The organism is Kaistia adipata DSM 17808 (assembly GCF_000423225.1).
GTDB classification, from domain to species: domain Bacteria; phylum Pseudomonadota; class Alphaproteobacteria; order Rhizobiales; family Kaistiaceae; genus Kaistia; species Kaistia adipata.
The window spans coordinates 166,192-183,563 of the sequence record NZ_KE383992.1; the positions used below are offsets into that span (position 1 = coordinate 166,192).

The 17,372-nt window shown below is 64.0% G+C and carries 17 protein-coding genes and 1 tRNA gene; 9 read left to right on the forward strand and 9 right to left on the reverse strand.

What is annotated here, in order from left to right:
- Positions 1–54: 54 nt before the first annotated feature.
- Positions 55–849 (reverse strand): SDR family NAD(P)-dependent oxidoreductase, encoded by a 795-nt coding sequence (locus tag G539_RS0120975; RefSeq protein WP_029076947.1) that lies wholly within the window; start codon positions 847–849, stop codon positions 55–57.
- Between the two features lie 134 nt (positions 850–983).
- The gene (locus G539_RS0120980) at positions 984–1,556 is read right to left on the reverse strand and encodes a TetR/AcrR family transcriptional regulator (RefSeq protein ID WP_035832218.1); all 573 of its coding nucleotides are present in this window, start codon (positions 1,554–1,556) and stop codon (positions 984–986) included.
- Between the two features lie 73 nt (positions 1,557–1,629).
- Between G539_RS0120980 and G539_RS0120985 the strand changes: the two genes are divergently transcribed.
- From G539_RS0120985 to G539_RS0121000, 4 genes are all read left to right on the forward strand, one after another.
- Positions 1,630–2,544: an SDR family oxidoreductase gene (locus tag G539_RS0120985; protein WP_029076949.1), complete on the forward strand. Its 915-nt coding sequence runs from the start codon at positions 1,630–1,632 to the stop codon at positions 2,542–2,544.
- Positions 2,545–2,713: 169 nt separating this feature from the next.
- Positions 2,714–3,214 carry a DUF2165 family protein gene (locus G539_RS0120990; RefSeq protein ID WP_029076950.1) on the forward strand — a complete coding sequence of 167 codons (501 nt, stop codon included), beginning with the start codon at positions 2,714–2,716 and terminating at the stop codon, positions 3,212–3,214.
- A 245-nt stretch (positions 3,215–3,459) separates the two neighbouring features.
- Complete coding sequence (locus tag G539_RS0120995) at positions 3,460–4,035, forward strand: TetR/AcrR family transcriptional regulator (protein ID WP_029076951.1); 576 nt, start codon at positions 3,460–3,462, stop codon at positions 4,033–4,035.
- Positions 4,032–4,376: a DMT family transporter gene (locus G539_RS0121000; RefSeq protein ID WP_029076952.1), complete on the forward strand. Its 345-nt coding sequence runs from the start codon at positions 4,032–4,034 to the stop codon at positions 4,374–4,376. The genes G539_RS0120995 and G539_RS0121000 overlap by 4 nt, the downstream gene beginning before the upstream one ends.
- A 66-nt stretch (positions 4,377–4,442) precedes the next feature.
- Here the strand turns inward: G539_RS0121000 and G539_RS25690 are convergent, their stop codons facing one another.
- The 4 genes from G539_RS25690 to G539_RS0121020 all read right to left on the reverse strand — a co-directional run bounded on the left by G539_RS25690 (position 4,443) and on the right by G539_RS0121020 (position 7,347).
- Positions 4,443–4,814, reverse strand: a complete 372-nt coding sequence (locus tag G539_RS25690) for a DoxX family protein (protein ID WP_051231874.1) — start codon at positions 4,812–4,814, stop codon at positions 4,443–4,445.
- A 109-nt stretch (positions 4,815–4,923) separates the two neighbouring features.
- The gene (locus tag G539_RS0121010; RefSeq protein WP_029076953.1) at positions 4,924–5,376 is read right to left on the reverse strand and encodes a c-type cytochrome; all 453 of its coding nucleotides are present in this window, start codon (positions 5,374–5,376) and stop codon (positions 4,924–4,926) included.
- Positions 5,373–6,875: a multicopper oxidase family protein gene (locus G539_RS0121015; protein ID WP_029076954.1), complete on the reverse strand. Its 1,503-nt coding sequence runs from the start codon at positions 6,873–6,875 to the stop codon at positions 5,373–5,375. The genes G539_RS0121010 and G539_RS0121015 overlap by 4 nt, the downstream gene beginning before the upstream one ends.
- A 70-nt stretch (positions 6,876–6,945) precedes the next feature.
- Entirely contained in the window at positions 6,946–7,347 is a 402-nt protein-coding gene (locus G539_RS0121020) for a hypothetical protein (protein ID WP_156912088.1), read from the reverse strand.
- A 327-nt stretch (positions 7,348–7,674) separates the two neighbouring features.
- Here G539_RS0121020 and G539_RS26830 point away from each other — a divergent pair, with 327 nt between their 5' ends.
- On the forward strand, positions 7,675–10,974 hold the full coding sequence (locus G539_RS26830; protein WP_084640158.1) for a glycosyltransferase: 3,300 nt from the start codon (positions 7,675–7,677) through the stop codon (positions 10,972–10,974).
- Between the two features lie 278 nt (positions 10,975–11,252).
- Here the strand turns inward: G539_RS26830 and G539_RS0121030 are convergent, their stop codons facing one another.
- Complete coding sequence (locus G539_RS0121030; RefSeq protein ID WP_035832220.1) at positions 11,253–11,594, reverse strand: DUF982 domain-containing protein; 342 nt, start codon at positions 11,592–11,594, stop codon at positions 11,253–11,255.
- A 473-nt stretch (positions 11,595–12,067) separates the two neighbouring features.
- Here G539_RS0121030 and G539_RS25700 point away from each other — a divergent pair, with 473 nt between their 5' ends.
- Positions 12,068–12,811, forward strand: coding sequence for a site-specific integrase (locus tag G539_RS25700; protein WP_051231877.1), 744 nt, complete (start codon positions 12,068–12,070; stop codon positions 12,809–12,811).
- A 66-nt stretch (positions 12,812–12,877) separates the two neighbouring features.
- Here G539_RS25700 and G539_RS0121040 read toward each other — a convergent pair.
- A tRNA-Arg gene (locus G539_RS0121040) sits at positions 12,878–12,954 on the reverse strand.
- A 140-nt stretch (positions 12,955–13,094) separates the two neighbouring features.
- Positions 13,095–14,615, reverse strand: coding sequence for a sensor histidine kinase (locus G539_RS0121045; RefSeq protein ID WP_029076958.1), 1,521 nt, complete (start codon positions 14,613–14,615; stop codon positions 13,095–13,097).
- A gap of 323 nt (positions 14,616–14,938) precedes the next feature.
- On the opposite strand from G539_RS0121045, the gene rpmH reads away from it, so the two are divergent.
- The 3 genes from rpmH to yidC are packed head-to-tail and all read left to right on the forward strand — an operon-like array spanning position 14,939 to position 17,371.
- Positions 14,939–15,073 carry a 50S ribosomal protein L34 gene (gene rpmH, locus G539_RS0121050; protein ID WP_018184825.1) on the forward strand — a complete coding sequence of 45 codons (135 nt, stop codon included), beginning with the start codon at positions 14,939–14,941 and terminating at the stop codon, positions 15,071–15,073.
- A 41-nt stretch (positions 15,074–15,114) separates the two neighbouring features.
- A complete protein-coding gene (gene rnpA, locus G539_RS25705) occupies positions 15,115–15,558 on the forward strand; it encodes a ribonuclease P protein component (protein WP_245576934.1) in 444 nt (147 codons plus the stop codon).
- Positions 15,548–17,371, forward strand: a complete 1,824-nt coding sequence (yidC, locus tag G539_RS0121060) for a membrane protein insertase YidC (protein WP_029076959.1) — start codon at positions 15,548–15,550, stop codon at positions 17,369–17,371. The genes rnpA and yidC overlap by 11 nt, the downstream gene beginning before the upstream one ends.
- Position 17,372 lies beyond the last annotated feature (1 nt).

The following is a 17,372-nucleotide window of genomic DNA, read 5'->3' on the forward strand; positions in this document are numbered from 1 at the left end:
AAGAGCCCCCGCGCGGATCGCCGCCGGGGGCTCTTTTCGTTTGGGCTCGATCGGTCAGTCGGGCAGCACGACGCCGATCTTGGCGAGCAGGCCGCCATCGACCTTGTATTCGCCGCCGGTGCAGAAGGCGGCGCGGGGACCGGCGAGGAAGGCGATCATCGCGCCGACATCCTCGGGCCGGCCGACGCGGCCGATCGGATGCGCCGCGCCCCAGGAGGCGATCACCTCGTCCTCGGTCTTGCCATCGAGGTTCTCGCTCGCCGCGAAGCGCAGCATCGGCGTATCGATCGAGCCGGGGCAGACGGCGTTGACGCGGATGCCGTCCTTGGCGTGATCGAGCGCCATGGCGCGGGTCAGCGCCAGCAGGCCGCCCTTGGAGGCGACATAGGCGGCGACATTGGTCTGGCAGGCGATGCCCTGAACCGAGGCGATGTTGACGATCGCGCCACCGCCCGACTTGCGCATCACCGGAATGGCGTGATGGGCGGTCAGATAGGTGCCCTTCAGGTTGACGCCGAGCACGCGGTCCCAATCCGCCTCCGACATGGTCTCGACCGTGCCATAGGGCTGGATGGCGGCGCTGTTGACGATGATATCGATGCGGCCGACTTTCTCCGCCGCCTCCGCCACGAGGGCCGAAACCGACGCGTCGCTGGCGACGTCGCCGACAACGCCATGCGCCTTGCCGCCCTCGGCCTCCAATGTAGCCACGGCCTTGTCCAGCGCGCCCCTGTCCAGGCCGAACAGGACCACCGTCGCGCCCTCCGCCGCCAGCGCCCGCGCGCCGCCAAAGCCGATGCCGGTGGCGCCGCCCGTCACGATCGCCACCTTGCCCGCCAATTCCGCCATTCGTCTCGCTCCCCTCGTCATTTCTATGGGGGGCCGGCCGTCTCCTCCGCCAGGCCCCGCCGCCACGCCTCATCCGACGCGGCGCGGCCGCTACCCTGCCATTCCCGCGCCGCGCGCGCTACGGCCTCGGCACGTCAGGCCCCGCCATTCTCCGCGACCAGTGCGGCGACCAGGCGAGCCAGTTCGCGCCGGACATGATCGCCGATCGGGCCCTCGGGATCGAAGCTCCACCAGAGGAGCGATCCCTGCCATTGCGCCGCCATCAACTGGCCGATGTCGCGAGGGGCGGCCGGCGTATTCGCGAAGCAGGCATCGAGCGCCGCGACCAGCGCGGCCTGCCACGCCGCGCCGCGCGCGCGGAGCTGCGGATCGCGCAGATCCTCGCGCAACACGAGAAGCCCCTCCGCATAGGCTTCGATCTCGCCATAGTCGGAGAGCCCGACGAGGAGCGCGATGGCGCCCGCCGGCGTCCTCGGCACCGCCGCCACGAGGCTCGCCGTCTGCGCGTCGAGACCGTCCCAGGCCCGCAGCAGCGCGGCCTGCTTCAGCGCGGCCTTGCTGCCGAAGCGCTGCACCAGCGTCGCGCCCGACAATCCGCAAGCCCGCGACAGGCTCTCGAAGGTCAGCGCCTCCGGCCCGCGCTGGTGGATGAGGCCGAGCGCCGCGTCGAGCACGGCTTCGTCGGACAGTGTCTTGCGGCGCGCCATCTTGACTCTCATTTATAAACGAATAATCATTTATATATTGAAATCGCCCGACAGGAAAGCCGGAGAACGGAAAATGTCGACGGATCTGCAAGGCAGGATCGCCCTCGTCGCGGGCGCGACGCGGGGCGCCGGGCGCGGCATCGCCACCGAACTCGGCGCCGCCGGAGCGACGGTCTACGTCACCGGCCGCTCGACCCGGGCGCAACGCTCCGAATACGACCGGCCGGAGACGATCGAGGAGACGGCCGAACTGGTGACGGCGGCAGGCGGCCGGGGCATCGCGGTGCCGACCGACCATCTGGTTCCCGAGCAGGTTCGAGCTCTGGTCGAGCGGATCCGCGCCGAGCAGGGACGGCTCGACATCCTGGTCAACGACATCTGGGGCGGCGAGAAGCTGTTCGAATGGAACAAGCCGGTCTGGGACCACGATCTCGACAACGGACTTCGCCTGCTACGCCTCGGCATCGACACGCACCTCATCACCGCGCATTTCGCCCTGCCGCTCATGATCGAGCGTCCGGGTGGCCTGCTGGTCGAGATGACCGACGGCACGGCGGAGTACAACGCCACGCACTACCGGCTGTCGCCCTTCTATGATCTCGTCAAGACGGCGGTGAACCGCATGGGTTGGGCGCATGCGAAGGATCTGGCGCCGCATGGCGCGACGTCGGTGTCGCTAACGCCGGGCTGGCTGCGCTCGGAAATGATGCTGGAGCATTTCGGCGTCGCGGAAGCGAACTGGCGCGACGCGACCGAGACCGACGCGCATTTCGCCATCTCCGAGACGCCGCGCTTCGTCGGCCGCGCCGTGGCGGCGCTGGCGGCCGATCCCGAGCGGGCGCGCTGGAACGGCCAGTCGCTCTCGAGCGGCGGGCTGGCGCAGGTCTATGGCTTCACCGACCTCGACGGCTCCCGGCCGGACGCGTTCCGCTACCTGCTCGAGGTGCACGAAGCCGGCAAGCCGGCCGACACCACCGGCTATCGCTAGCGGCGGCCGGACCGCGAAGCAGGCACGACCCTCGAAGAAATCATGCCGCCGCAACGTCATGACGCGGCCAATAGTGCGCAAGAATTCGATGCCGGCGACATTTACCGAATTGTAGAATCTTTGCTGTTTCATCTTCCGAAAGCTGCAAGGCTCTCGAAAGGAACGGACCATGCAAATCACCCGACTCAGCAAGACGGCGCTCGTCGCCTCCATCGCCTTTTTCGCGACGCTCGTCGCGTTCGGCAACATCACCGATTACGGCTCGAACTTCGAGTTCGTGCAGCACGTCCTGCTGATGGACACGATCTTCCCGAACGCGACGATCCATTACCGCGCGATCAGCAATCCGACCCTGCACCATGTCGCCTACAACCTGATCATCGCCGCCGAGACGCTGACGGCGATCCTGTGCTGGATCGGCACCTTCGCCATGCTCGGCCGCCTCGGCGCCGACGCCCGCTCGTTCAACCGTTCGAAGAAGTGGGCCATCGGCGGCCTCGCCTTCGGCTTCCTGGTCTGGCAGGTCGCGTTCCTGTCGGTCGGCGGCGAATGGTTCGGCATGTGGATGTCGCAGACCTGGAACGGCATCGAATCGGCGTTCCGCTTCTTCATCACGATCATCTGCGTGCTGATCTTCGTCTCGATGCCGGACACCGAGCTGAACGACTGACGCTTTTCTCCGCGGCCCGTCGCCCCGACGATCGGCCGCCCTGCTTCCGCGACCGGCGCATGACTCCATGCGCCGGTCGTCTTCGTTTTGGCGGGTGCCTGAGCCATTCGTCGAAGGATGTGACCCACCTTCTGTCGGGCGGATTCCCTTCGCTCGAACCGACCCGCTCGAAACCGCGCGCATTGCCACCCCGCCTGGTCCCCGTCATCCCTTGAAACATACCGACCAAATGGTATGTTTAGGACATGACGATCGCGCATGAACGCAAGAAGCAGCCCGAACGGGTCCGCCGCAGGCTTCTCGACTGCGCGGCGAACCTTGCCGTCGAGACGGGCCTGTCGTCACTGACCATCCAGGCGGTCGCCGATGCGGCGGACGTGACCAAGGGCGGCCTGTTCCATCACTTCCCCAGCAAGGAGAAGCTGATCGAGGGCGTGTTCATCGATCTGCTGGAGCAGCTGGACGCCGAGATCGATGCGCTGCTTGCCGACGATCCCGTCGCTTATGGCCGCTTTACCCGCGCCTATGTCGATTCGGCGATCCGCCTGATGGAATCGAAGATACCAAGCCCCTGGGGCGCGCTGTCGATTTCGATGATGACCGACCCGATGCTGCGGCGGCTTTGGTCGGACTGGTATCGCGCGCGCCTGCTGCGACATGCCGATACCGATTCCGATCCGGCGCTGGAAATCGTCCGCTACGCCGCCGACGGCATCTGGCTGTCCGATCTCTGCGATCTGGATCCGGCGCTCCGCATGGAGCGCTGCGCGCTGCGCGACCGGCTGCTCGAAATGACCCAACCCGAGAGAGACCTGCCATGAGTTCCCCGCTCGTCACCTACGCGTCGCTCGGCGTCGCCATCGCTTGCGAGGTCATGGGAACCACACTCCTGCAGCAGACGCAGCAGTTCACGCGACTGCTGCCGACGCTCGGCACGCTCGTCTGCTATGGCGCCGCGTTCTACTTCCTGACGATCGTGCTGAAGACCATGCCGGTCGGCATCGCCTATGCGATCTGGAGCGGCCTCGGCATCGTGCTGATCTCTGCGATCGGCCTGGTCCTGTTCCGCCAGACGCTCGACACGGCGGCGCTGATCGGCCTCGGCTTCATCATCACCGGCGTCATCATCGTCAACGTCTTCTCGAATTCGGTGTCGCACTAGAACCGTTCGGCGCCGGACATGCGCTGAACGCCGCCCCCCGCTCGAGCCTGGATGGCGGCCGACGCTTCAGAGCGCCGTGCCGATCACCATCAGGCAGTAGCCGGCGAGCGCGCAGTTCACGAGCAGGAAGTAGATATGCGGCTGGCGCGCCTCGCCCTTGAAAACAAGAGGATTGTGAAAGAGCACCGTGGCGCCGATCAGGAACAGGATCAGCAGCGCCGCGCCCCAGGGCGCCAGGATGCCGAACACGACCGACAGGCCGCCGACGAGCTGCGACGCGAAGCCGAGCGCCGTCACCGGCGCGGGCAGCTTCCAGCCGTAGTTGGTCTCCGGCGTGCTGCGCTCGGCATAGCGCAGAAAATTGCGGATGCCGGCGATGACGAAGAACAGGCCGAGGACGATCCGGCCGACAAGGATCAAAAAGGCTGCGAATGTCATGATTTCCCCCCGCATCATGAACTAGCGGATCCCGGCGCGACAGAAAAGCGCCTTGATGCCGTTCGCGCGTCGAGGGCCAGCCACGGCATGCCGCGGCCGGCCGCCGAGATCAGCCGCCCGAGAGCTGGCGCTGATAGTCGGCTTCGCGCGGTGGCCAAGTGCTCTTGATGTAGTCAAGCACCGCCGCGCTTTCGGCGTCGGTCAGGACATCCGCGAAGCCCGGCATGTCGCTCTCGTAGCCGTCGCCGACGACGGCCGCCGTGCCGAGCCGGATGATCGCCAGCAGCTGCGCGTCGGCATGGTGCCAGGTGTGGCCGCTCGCATCATGCGGCGGCGCCGGAAGGCGACCGTCCGGGCGACGGTTGCGCCAGTCCGGCTGCCCCTCCAGCTTGGCGCCGTGGCAGCTCGCGCAACTCGCGTCATAGACCGTCTTGCCGAGAGCTATCCGCTGCTCGAGATCCGCGCCCGCACGCATCGCGGTCCTTTGCGCGTTCGCGGAATAGAGGCCGACGCCGGCAATCGCCACGAAGGCCACGCCGGCCAGGATCCAGCGAGCCCTCATGTTGCCACCCGGAACTCGGTCATCATGCCGGTCGCCAGATGCGGCATGTGATGGCAATGCAGCATCCAGCTCGCCGCCTCGCCGGCATCCAGCGCGACGGTGACCATGCTCATCGGCGGCACATAGACGGTGTCGCGCCTGGCACCGGCGACGCGGCGGCCGTTGATGCCGACGACCTGGAAGGCATGGCCATGCAGATGCATCGGATGCCCCATCATCGACATGTTGTGGAACGCCAGTTCCACCCGCTCGCCGGCGGTCGCAGCGACGGGCCGATGCTCACCCCAGACCGCGCCGTTGATGGTCCAGACATAGGGCTGCATCGATCCGCCGAGCATGACCATCTGGCTGTGGTCGACCGCCCGATCGGACAGGCCTTCGATGGCGGCGAGACCGCTTTCCTGCGCTAGGTCGATGTCGAAGGGCGGCGCCTCGACCTCCGCCTTGGGCTCGAGCCTGGCAATGGCGGCGCCGGGGGTGGACAGGATGATACCGGTCCGTTCCCGCGCCCCCTCGCGCAGGGCCAGGATGGGCCACGCGCCGCCCTCGTTCGGCAAGTCGATCTCGATGTCGAGACGCTGGCCCATGGCGAGACCGAAGCGCGACCCGGAGACGGGCTGCACATCATGACCGTCGACGGCGACCAGCCGTCCAGTGGCAGCCCCCGTGTCGATCCAGAACACCGTCGCCGCGGCGGCATTGATGACGCGAAGCCTCACCCGGCCGCCGCGTTCGACGCTGACGATCTCCGGATCCGACAGGGTCCGGTCATTGGCGAGATAGGCATCCCAATCATAGTCGTTCAGATCCATCGCCATGCCGCCCATGTCCATCGGCATCGCCATGGCGCCGTCTGCGGAAACGCCATGATCCATGCCGGCCATGCCGCCATCGTTCATGCTGCCGTGGTTCATGCCGGCCATTCCGCCGGAAGCCGTGCCGCCCCCGTGCCCTCCGCCATGCCCACCCAGGATTTGCTCCAGAACCTCCTCCGGCGCCTTGAAGGAGAAATCATGCAGAAACAGCACGACCTCCTGCCGGTCGGCCGCGACATCCTCAGGCCTGCGCACGATCAGGGGTGCCGCCAGCAGCTGCATTTCCTGGATCGGCACATGGCTGTGCATCCAGTGGGTGCCCGGCAATGGGGCGAAGTCGTAGCTGCGGCTCTCGCCCGGCGCGAGCAACGGCATCGGCATGTCGGGCACGCCATCCTGCGCGTTCGGCGGGATCTGACCATGCCAATGGATGATCGTGCCGATGTCGAGATCATTGGTGAGATCGACCCGGAAACGCTGGCCCGGGTCGAGGACCAGCCCCTGCCCGCCGGGGCCCGCGAGCCCGAAGACGGTGGCCGCGCGACCGTCGATGTCGAGCGTGCGCCGCGTCGCGGCGAGCCGAAGGGGAGCGGCCGGCTGGCCGAAGGCCATGGCGGGGAACTGGGCTGCGGCCAGCGTGGCCGCGCCGGCGGCCATGAAGCCGCGTCTCGAAAGGGTTTTCATGTGCGTCATCCCGGGACAGGTGTCCCGCTTGAAATCCAGGGGGCACGGCGGGGCTCGCCCCGCCGCGGGCTCAAGGAAGACGCGGTATGGGAGGACGATCGCCGGGGCCCGGGGCCGTCGCCACGAGCACCTCACCAGGGTGACGACGATAGGATTTCTGCGGGGCCGTCACGCCCGATGGCGCGGGAGCGGGCCAGAGCATCGCGCCCGCCCCCATGCAGACCAACTCGCAAAGGCCCGGCTCGTCGGCGCAGATGCTGTCGGCGGCGCAGGCTGGCGCCTTCGACATCGCGGCATGATCGAGGTGCGGATCCATGTGCTGCATCGGCGCGGCGGTGTCGCGCGCCATGGCCATGCCGGTTTCATGTGCCGAGGCCGCGAGAGACACGACCGCAAGCGCCATCACCGAGACGAGGATCATCAGGGTCCGCAACATGCGCGCAAGATACCGGCTCGCCGTGGCGATGTCCAACCGCTCCGGCCATTCGACGGAACGCAGGCGGCCGTCGCCGCGCGAGAACCGAGGCCCGAAATGCAAAAACGCCCCGACAGGGCGTCTTAAATGGCGCGCCCGAAAGGATTCGAACCTCTGCCCCCCAGATACGTAGGCTCTCTGAGGGAGCCGCCTCTTCTATTGTCAGAGGCCGAGCAACTTGATTGCAGCTTCGAGTTGCCAACGCGCGCCGCCACGATTGACGCCACGTCACAGTGCGGCGAACGAGACTTGCTTAAACCGGCGTGTTAGATACTTTTCAAACTAGCATCGAGCCCCTAGCGCGACCAATTTTTGGCGCCTAGAATGCCGAATTCGGAGTCAGAATTGTCTAGACTAAGTACACTTATCTACAGAATGCTTCCTCGGATTCGACAGAGGCGTGAAGTTTCCAAAATACGCGGCAGCGTTTACTTTGATTCCAAATGGTATACAGAGACGTATGAAGATGTAAGGTTAGCCGGGACAGATCCTGCGCGACACTACTATTTCCACGGCGCCGCCGAAGGACGGGAACCCGGCCCCGAATTTCGGTCACATCGATATTTCGAAGCTTTTCCCGCTGCGTATGGTAGCAACCCCCTGCTTCATTGCGTTGTCAGCGGCAACGAGCGCGCGTTTCTCTCCGCCCGCACCGCCCCGCGCCGGCCCCACCAGTTAGCAGCAATAAACACCGCTCTGGCATCTCCGCCAAAATCTCGGGAAGCCCTCGATTCGATTCAATCGACACCGATTCTTGTTGAGCCGCTGGTGGCATGGCAGGTCTACAACGCACCGACGTCGCGGCGATCGGAACTGATCAGGCGCGCCCTAGACGATAGGGCGCCAAAACTCACTGGCATTTCCATTGTAATGCCCGTCTACAATCCGCCAATATTTGCCTTGCAAGAGGCGGTAGAGAGCGTTCTCAGCCAGAGCTTCCAGGATTGGGAGCTACTGATAGCTGACGATTGCAGCACGGAGCCAGAGGTTCGCGAATACCTAGAATCGCTTGAGCGCCTCGATGAACGCATCAAGGTAAGATTTCGCTCTGTTAACGGCCACATATCTGCCGCCACCAACGACGCCAGCGAAATGGCGACAAAGGAATATATCACGTTTTTAGACAACGACGATCGGTTGGCACCCGATGCCCTGGCAATTTTGGCCCTATTCCTGGCAAATAGCCAGCATACGTCAGTATTCTATAGCGATGACGCCGTAATTTCGGACACCAATCACTACTCGCGTGTGAAATTTAAACCAGGATGGTCACCCGAGCTATTATTGTCTTTCTGCTATATATCTCACCTGAAGGGAATGAAACTCTCGCTCTATCGTAAGATAGGAGGATGCAGGACTGGCTATGAAGGCTCACAGGACCACGATCTATTCTTGCGAGCCACCGAGCTTGCGGAAGACGTGCTCCATATCCCGCACGTACTATATGAGCGCCGCCCGCTTCCTGGATCAACAGCCATATCCGGCAATGCAAAGCCTTACAGCTTCGACGCAGGCATCCGAGCGGTACAAGATGCCTTCCAGCGCAGAAAAGCAATATGCAGTGTCCGGCGGCCAGATTGGGCCGTGAAGGCCGGCGCAGGAGTTTACGAACCTATATTCCCGGACGACGGGCCATCCGTCGCAATTGTTATCCCAACCTACAACTCGTGGCGCTTGCTTAACAGGCTGCTCACAAGCATGAATATTACAAAATACCGCAACTATAAGGTATATATCGCAGATAATGAAAGCAATGACGCGGATACTTTGGGCTACCTCAAAAGTCTTTCAGAAAAATTTAGCGTCATAAGGGTAACCAGGAAAAATGGAGTTTTCAATTTCGCCAATATTAATAACGTAATGGCGGACAGGTGCTCAGAAGATTATTTGTTATTTCTTAACGATGACACTGAGGTTATTCAAGAGAACTGGCTCAGCCAATTGGTCGGCTGGGCGCAAATATACGGGGTAGGTGTCGTTGGCGCGAGACTACTCTTCAGCGAGAGCCGCATCCAACACGGCGGGATCAGTGTGGCAGGGCCGCTTTCAGAGGGGCTAACTCTATTTCGCGGACTAGCCCACCAGCACCCTTATATTGATCCTCGAGTAGCTCGGAATACCATGGCGGTAACCGCAGCATGCATGTTGACTAGCCGCCATCTATTCAAAGCGCTCGGTGGGTTCGACGAGACAAGTTTCGCTGTAGCCTACAACGATGTTGACTATTGCCTACGCGTTCGAAACGCCGGCTATCGCTGCGTTTATGCTGGCGAAGCGGCCCTCCTACATCATGAGGGCACCACACGAGGAAAGCGCAATAGCATCCACGAAATCTCGGCGATGAGGGATGCTCTTCGGCACCAAAAAGACCCCTATATCAGCCCTCACCTGCACCTTTCAGCGGGGCGGCTCGAGCTTAAGCCTACGGTTGTACCGGTTGCATCCGAAACCCCGGTCTCCGTACTTGTCGTTAGCCACAACCTTAACCTTGCAGGGGCGCCCAACAGTCAGGCGGAGATCGTAATTGGATTGAAGCGGAAGGGAAGGGTATTGCCTGTGGTCGTCAGCCCTGAAGACGGCCCTCTTCGCGCGAAATACGAGGCGGAAGGAATTCAAGTAGTAATCCTTGACGAACATCCAGTTGCCCTACGCGCTAAGCTAACGCCTGAGCTGTTCTTTCTGAGGATCGGACGACAACTTACAAAGCTTGGCGTCGCACGATTTCAGGTTGTCTACGCGAATACCGCAGAAGCATTTTGGGCTATACAGCTAGCCCGAATGGCAGGAGTCCCAAGCGTGTGGAATATTCGGGAAAGCGAGCCATGGGAGACATACTATGACGGCTTCCGGAGCACGATGCGGGACCTGGCGATAGACACGTTCGCTATCCCGTATCGAGTTGTCTTCGTTGCAAATAGTACCAGACGATCGTGGACCCCCGTGGATCGGCTTGGGAACTTCGTCGTTATCCAAAACGCTCTTCCGAAAAGCTCGAATGACAAGACACCTGCTCGCAGGGCATCAGCGCGGCAGCGTCTAGGTATTGATGACAACCAAGTTATGATTCTGAATTTGGGAACAATTTGCTCCCGCAAAAACCAAAGGGAAATGATTGAAGGCATCGATTTCATTGCGGATGCTCAACGAGCACGTTGCAGGGTGTTCTTAGTGGGCGCTCGCCAAGACGCGTACGCCGAGTCCCTGAGACAGTTGATCGCGACGAAGCCCTGGAAGGATCAAGTCACGATTGTCCCAGAGACGACCGACGCCTCCGACTACTGGCTAGCAGCCGACGTGTTTTGCTTCACCTCAAGAATGGAAAGCTATCCACGCGTGATCCTTGAAGCGATGGACGCGGGCTTACCCATTGTGACAACTCCCGTTTTCGGCGTAGTCGAGCAGGTCCGGGAGGATGAAAATGCGCTTTTCTACGCTAGCGGTGATATCGCGAAGTTAGGGTCCCAGCTCGCCGTCCTGATCGCAGACGATGAGCGGCGTGCGCAGATGGCGAATGCCTCCAACGCCGTGCTGCGATCCCTCAATTCGCACGAGGAATTGTTGGAGAGCTACGCCGAAATCTTCAGCGCCGCAAGGGAAAGCAACGTCCCAATGCCTAGCGCCTAGATTGCCGCGGGCGTGCGAGTCCGTCGTCGACCGGGCGGTCGGAAACAGCATAGAGGTGGCTCTCTAGTGGAGCCGCCTTTTCAGTTTTCAAAGCTCCGATTTCCTGATCGCCGCCTCAAGTTCCAGGGCGGCCGCACAACCGACCTCAAGCCCTCAGGTCAAGAATACTTATAAATCCGGAATATTCTCCAAGAAACCTCTGAAGGCTCTTCTTACGCCTCCCCGATGCGGAAACCGACTCCAGATCAGCATGAGAGTGTCGTCGAGCCGAGCAAGCCTCACCCCAACCGCATCACCTTCGCGATCAGCCCCTGCCACATCCAAGCGACGCCCGCGCCGACGAAGCTGCCAGCGATCCCAGCCACGAAGAGCGCGCCGACGCCTCGCCGCTTCCAGATCCGGACCTCGGCCGGCGCTCGCCCCTCCCAGGCGTCGAGGCAAACCTGCCGCGCCGCCCAATGCACCTCGGTATCCCCGAACGCCGGCGGCCATCGTTCCAACAGCCATTCCGCCGCGCGCTCGACATCACCGATCGCTCGCCGCATACTAGTTCCCTCCCAGATCTGCACAGGCTCGAAACGGTGCAACATCCGCTGGAAAGTAGCGCGAGACGGCGTCATGGCCACTGAATTGCACGTCGCTGAGGCCGCGAGAGGCGCTGCGGCCGTCGGCAAGCTGTATCTGGTCGAGTAGGAGGTCGCCCAGCGCGTCGGCGTCTCGGAAAAGACATGGCGCCGCCTCGCGCCGGTGCTCGAGCGCGACGGACTGCCCCGGAAAGACGCACTGATCGGCAAGCGCTACCGGCCGGCCGTGCGCGCCTGGCTGGACAGGTGCCATGCGATTCATGGCACTATCTCCGCGTCCGCCCAGGACGGAGAAGAGAATTAGGGATGATGGAAACTGTCGATGCGCCGGGCCTCAAGTGGCGCCAGCACGCGGATGGCGTTCGGGTGCCCTATTGGGTCGCCCGTGGCGACATCGCCAAACGCGGATACGAACCGAAGACGGCTCGCCTGCACTATGGACCCGACGACCTCGAGGCCGCCCCAAGGAGGAGGGCGAACCCGAGCAGCTGCGCTCGGCTCACGGACTGATGACCATGCTGCGCATGGTGATCAACTTCGGCGTTCTGGCAGAGGTGCCGGAATGCGATCGGCTGGCAGCAATTCTTGCCAAGGCACGTTTCCAGGTGCCAAAGCTGAGAAAGCAGACGCCGAGCCTCGACCAGGTGCAGGCCATCATCGCGGCAGCACACGAGGCCGGGGCGCATTCCATCGCCTTCGGCCAGGCGCTGCAGTTCGAAGGCATGTTCCGCCAGTCGAGCGTAACGGGTCAGTGGGAGCCGGACGAGAACGCAACCGGCGGGATCCGCATGAACGGCAAGCGCTGGACGGATGGCCTTACATGGGCGCATCTCGACAGCCAGGGCCTGATCGACTTCGCGACGCCGAAGACTGGCCGCGAGATGAAGATCGATACGACGCTCTACCCCCTCATCGCGGCCGAGATCGCCCGCGTGCGGACGGAGGATCGGATCGGGCCGATGATCATCGACGAGCGCTCAGGGCTGCCCTACTCCGAAAAGGAGTACAGCAAGCGCTGGCGCAAGATCGCAACTGCAGCCGGCGTCCCGAAGGAAGTCTGGAACAGGGATAGCTGCGCAGGCGGCATCACCAAAGTACGGGATGCGGGCGCTGCCGTGGAAGATGTGTCGAAGCATGCGGCGAATTCCGACCCGACAGTCACGTCGAGGGTCTACGATCGCGGCGAGCTGGAATCATCGCGCCGGGTCGCAACCAAGCGAAAGGAGCACCGGGAACGCGTGGGGAACGGGTGATGGGGAACGCATAGGGAACGCGCTTCAGAGCGGCTTCGGTCAAGCCGTTGAATTTTCGAAGGAAAATGGCGCGCCCGAAAGGATTCGAACCTCTGACCCCCAGATTCGTAGTCTGGTGCTCTATCCAGCTGAGCTACGGGCGCCTGCCGATTTTCGACGCCGGGGAGCAACACTCCGGGGCGCCGTGCCGACCATCAGGTCGTCGACGAGGGGATTGCTACAGCCTCGTTCCGACGAATGCAAGCGGCGATTTTCACGATCCTGTGGGGAAAATTTGGAACCCCTAGCCAACCCTGGCGCGGGCGGCGAGATCCAGGGCGATCGGCCGGTCGGGTATGGTGATCTCGAAAACCGCTCCCGGCGCGCGCTGGTCGACCAGCCCGATCGTGCCGCCATGCGCCCGCACGATCTCCGCCGCGATGGCCAGACCGAGCCCCGTCCCCCCCGGTCGAACGCCCCCCTGGAACGCTTGAAACAGATGCTCGCGCGCCTTGACCGAGACGCCGGGTCCCGTGTCGCCGACCCGGATCGACACGACCGATCCCTCGCGGCGCGCCTCGATCCAGAGCCGGCGGACCACGGCCGGATCGGCCTCGCCTTCCATCGCCTGAACGGCGTTACGGCAGAGATTGAGCACGACGCGAAACAGTTGCTCGGGATCGGCATCGACCTCGAAACCCGACGCCACCCGGCTCTCGAAACGGATGTCGGGATGATTGTCGAGCCCGAGCACCTCGGCGGCGTCGTGCACGACCCGCGCCAGTGCGACCAGACGCCGCTGCGGCTCGCGCTCGCGCGCCCGGCCATAGGTGAGGGTCGACTGGCAATACTCGATGGCCCGCCCGAGCGCGGCGATCAGCTTGGGCGCGAACCGCTGGACGGCGGGATCGGGCAAGGCCGCGATCCGGTCCGAAAACAGCTGCGCCGAGGCGAGCAGATTGCGCAGGTCGTGATTGACCTTCGAAACGGCGAGCCCGAGATCGGCGAGATGGCGCTTCTGCGCCAGCGTCTCGGTCAGGTGCCCCTGCATCGCCGCCAGCTTGACCTCGGCAATGCCGATCTCGTCCGAACGTCCGCTCGGCTCGATGATCCGCGCCCGGTCCTCGGGGTCCTCCGAATAGAGCACCATGGCCTGAGCCAGCCGCCGCATCGGCCGGATCAGCATGCGCTGCAGGCTGACATAGATGAACACCGCCGTGAGAATCGAGATCACGGCGGAAATCACCAGCATGGCCCACGCGAAATTCAGCATCGCCGCCCGCAGCGGCCGGTCGCTGATCACCAGCTCGAGGCTCTGCCCGCCGACTTCCGGGCCGATGACGCGCAGCGTGCGCGGCTGCCAGGCCAGCAGCGTCGCGATGGCCGCGGCGGCGGAGCCGATCAGATCGGTATGGCGGAGGTCCGCGATCTCGTCGACGCTCGGCGGCATCTCGTTCGTCGCCAGCAGTCGCGTCACGTCGCCGGTGCGCAGCACGATCGCCGTCGCGCCGACCGATGCGAGCAGTTCGTCCTGCACCGCGCGCGGCACGTCACTCCAGGCCGACGACCCGAGCAGGACACTCGCCGCCTCGGCCGTCGCCAGCCGCTCCTCCAGGAAGCTGACGCGGTAGCCGGAAATCGCAGGGACGAAGGCCGCCACCTCGCTGATCATCACGAAGACGACCGTGAGGCAGATCAGCTTGAGAGAAAGCCCGAAGCCATGGCCGCGCGGACGCACAGGCGTGACCTCCGGAACCGCGGCCTGCTCGATCGTGCCGCCGTCTCCCGCTCCGACGTTGATGCCCGTCACACTGCCGTCGTTCAATCGGCGCTCCTTCGTGGCCGATGACGGGGCATGATGCGCCAAGCCGACGCACCGCGTCAAACCAACGCTTGCCCGGCGCGGCCAGTCCCCTCGCCGCCATCGCCGACACCCGCCGCCATTCGGCTCACGCGTCGGTTCACCAGCCGGCCGGAGTCGCGTTGACTTGGCCGGACCTTGTCCGTATAAGCCGGGCACACGAGAGCACGCTCCCCGTCATGCCTTGGCTCGGATTACCTGTCCGAACTGAAACACGCCGTCGGGAAGGCTCGCTCATCCGACGATTGACATTGAATTCGAGGGGCCGCCCCGGGCGGTGACGACGCATGAAGCGCACCTATCAACCGAGCAAGCTCGTTCGCAGCCGCCGTCATGGCTTCCGCGCCCGCATGGCGACTGTCGGTGGCCGCAAGGTCATCGCTGCCCGCCGCGCCCAGGGCCGCAAGAAGCTCACTGCCTAATTCGGCAGGGGATGGCCGGCCGGCGCCCGGAAAGGCTTCCCATGGATCAGATGAAGACCATGGATCGTCTCAAGAAACGCGCCGAATTTCTCGCCGTCGCCGGAGGGGCTCGTGCCTCCCGGCGCGGTTTTGTGTTGCAGAAGCGCGATCCCGACGCGGATGCACCGGACCGTGCCGCGCGCATCGGCTACACGGTCACGAAGAAGATGGGCAATTCGCCCGAGCGCAATCGGATCCGGCGCCGACTGAAGGCGGCGATCCACCTCGCCGGTGGCGCGCACGCCGCCGCGGCGACGGATTATGTGCTTGTCGGCCGCCGCGCCGCTCTGTCGCAGCCCTTCGAACTTCTCGTGGCGGACCTTATTTCCGGCTTCGACGCCCTGCAGCGTCCCGCCGCCGGCGCGCGCCGGTCCGAGCGTGGCAAGGAACAGCCCGGCAACCGGGCCAAGCGACCTCACCCGAAAGACGTGAACGATGACCGATAACCGCAATCTGATCCTAGCCGTCGTCCTGTCCGTGGCGGTGGTTTTCGGATGGCAGTATTTCGTCGCTGGCCCGAAGCTCGAGCAGGCCAGCCGGATTGCGCAGGAACAGCAGCAGGCCTCTCACGAGGCCGCCTCGGCCGCCGCCGATGCCGCCGCGCCCGGCACGAGCGCGACGCCGGGCACTCCGGCCCAGGCCGCGCCCGGCGCGATCCTGACGCGCGAGGCGGCGCTCGCCACCACGCCGCGCGTGCCCATCGACACGAAGTCGGTCACCGGCTCGATCAACCTGAAGGGCGCCCGGCTCGACGACCTGCATCTCGACGGCTTCCGCGAGACGGTCGAGCCCAACAGCCCCACCATCATCCTGCTCTCGCCCTCCAACGCCCCGAACGGCTATTTCGGCGAGTTCGGCTGGGTCGGCCAGGCGGGAACCGCGGTTCCCGGCCCCGACACGCTCTGGACGGCCCCCGAAGGCGCCAAGCTCACGGTCGAGACGCCGGTGGTGCTCACCTGGGACAACGGCGCCGGCCTGACCTTCACCCGCACGATCTCGGTCGATCCCGAGTTCATGTTCACCGTCAAGGACGAGGTCGCCAACGCGACCGGCGCCCCGGTCACGATCTCGCCCTATGGTCGCGTCACGCGCCTCGGCGAGCCGCATGTCGCGGGCTACTACATCCTGCATGAGGGACCGCTCGGCGTTCTCGGCGACAACGGCCTGCAGGAATTCACCTACAAGCACCTGCGCGAGGACGGCCCCGCCACCTTCGCCGGCGTTTCGACCGGCTGGCTCGGCATCACCGACAAGTACTGGGCCGCCGCCGTCGTGCCGCGCGACACCAAGACCTTCGACGCCAGCTTCGCCCATGTCGGCGGCGCCAACCCGCTCTACCAGGCCGACTTCAAGAGCGCGCCGGTCACGATCGCGCCGGGCGGCACCGCGACCGCCGAGAACCTGATGTTCGCCGGCGCCAAGCAGGTCAACGTCATCCAGCACTACCAGGACAGCCTCAAGATCGACCGCTTCGATCTCCTGATCGACTGGGGCATGTTCTACTTCTTCACCAAGCCGTTGTTCTACCTGCTCGACTGGTTCTACCGTCTGGTCGGCAATTTCGGCGTCGCCATCCTGCTGGTGACGGTCGTCGTCAAGGCCGTGTTCTTCCCGCTCGCGAACAAGTCGTACAAGTCGATGAGCGCGATGAAGAAGGTGCAGCCGGAGATGCAGGCGATCCGCGAGCGGTTCGCCGACGACAAGGTGAAGCAGCAGCAGGAGCTGATGGCGCTCTACAAGAAGGAAAAGATCAATCCGCTCGCCGGCTGCTGGCCGGTGCTGATCCAGATCCCCGTCTTCTTCTCGCTCTACAAGGTCATCTTCGTCACCATCGAGATGCGGCACGCGCCGTTCTTCGGCTGGATTCGCGACCTCTCCGCACCCGATCCGACCTCGATCTTCAACCTGTTCGGCCTGATCCCGTGGACCGTGCCGGCCATGCTGCTCATCGGTGTCTGGCCGCTGATCATGGGCGTCACGATGTGGGTGCAGATGCGCCTCAACCCGGCGCCGACCGACCCGGCCCAGCAGGTTATCTTCAACTGGATGCCGGTGATCTTCACCTTCATGCTCGGCACGTTCCCGGCCGGCCTGGTGATCTACTGGGCCTGGAACAACACGCTGTCGATCATCCAGCAATATGTGATCATGCGGCGCCAGGGCGTCGACGTGAACCTGCTCGGCAACATCCTGTCGAGCTTCAAGAAGAAGCCGAAGGACAGCGGCAAGCCGTCCGAACCCACCAAGGCAAAGAGCTGAG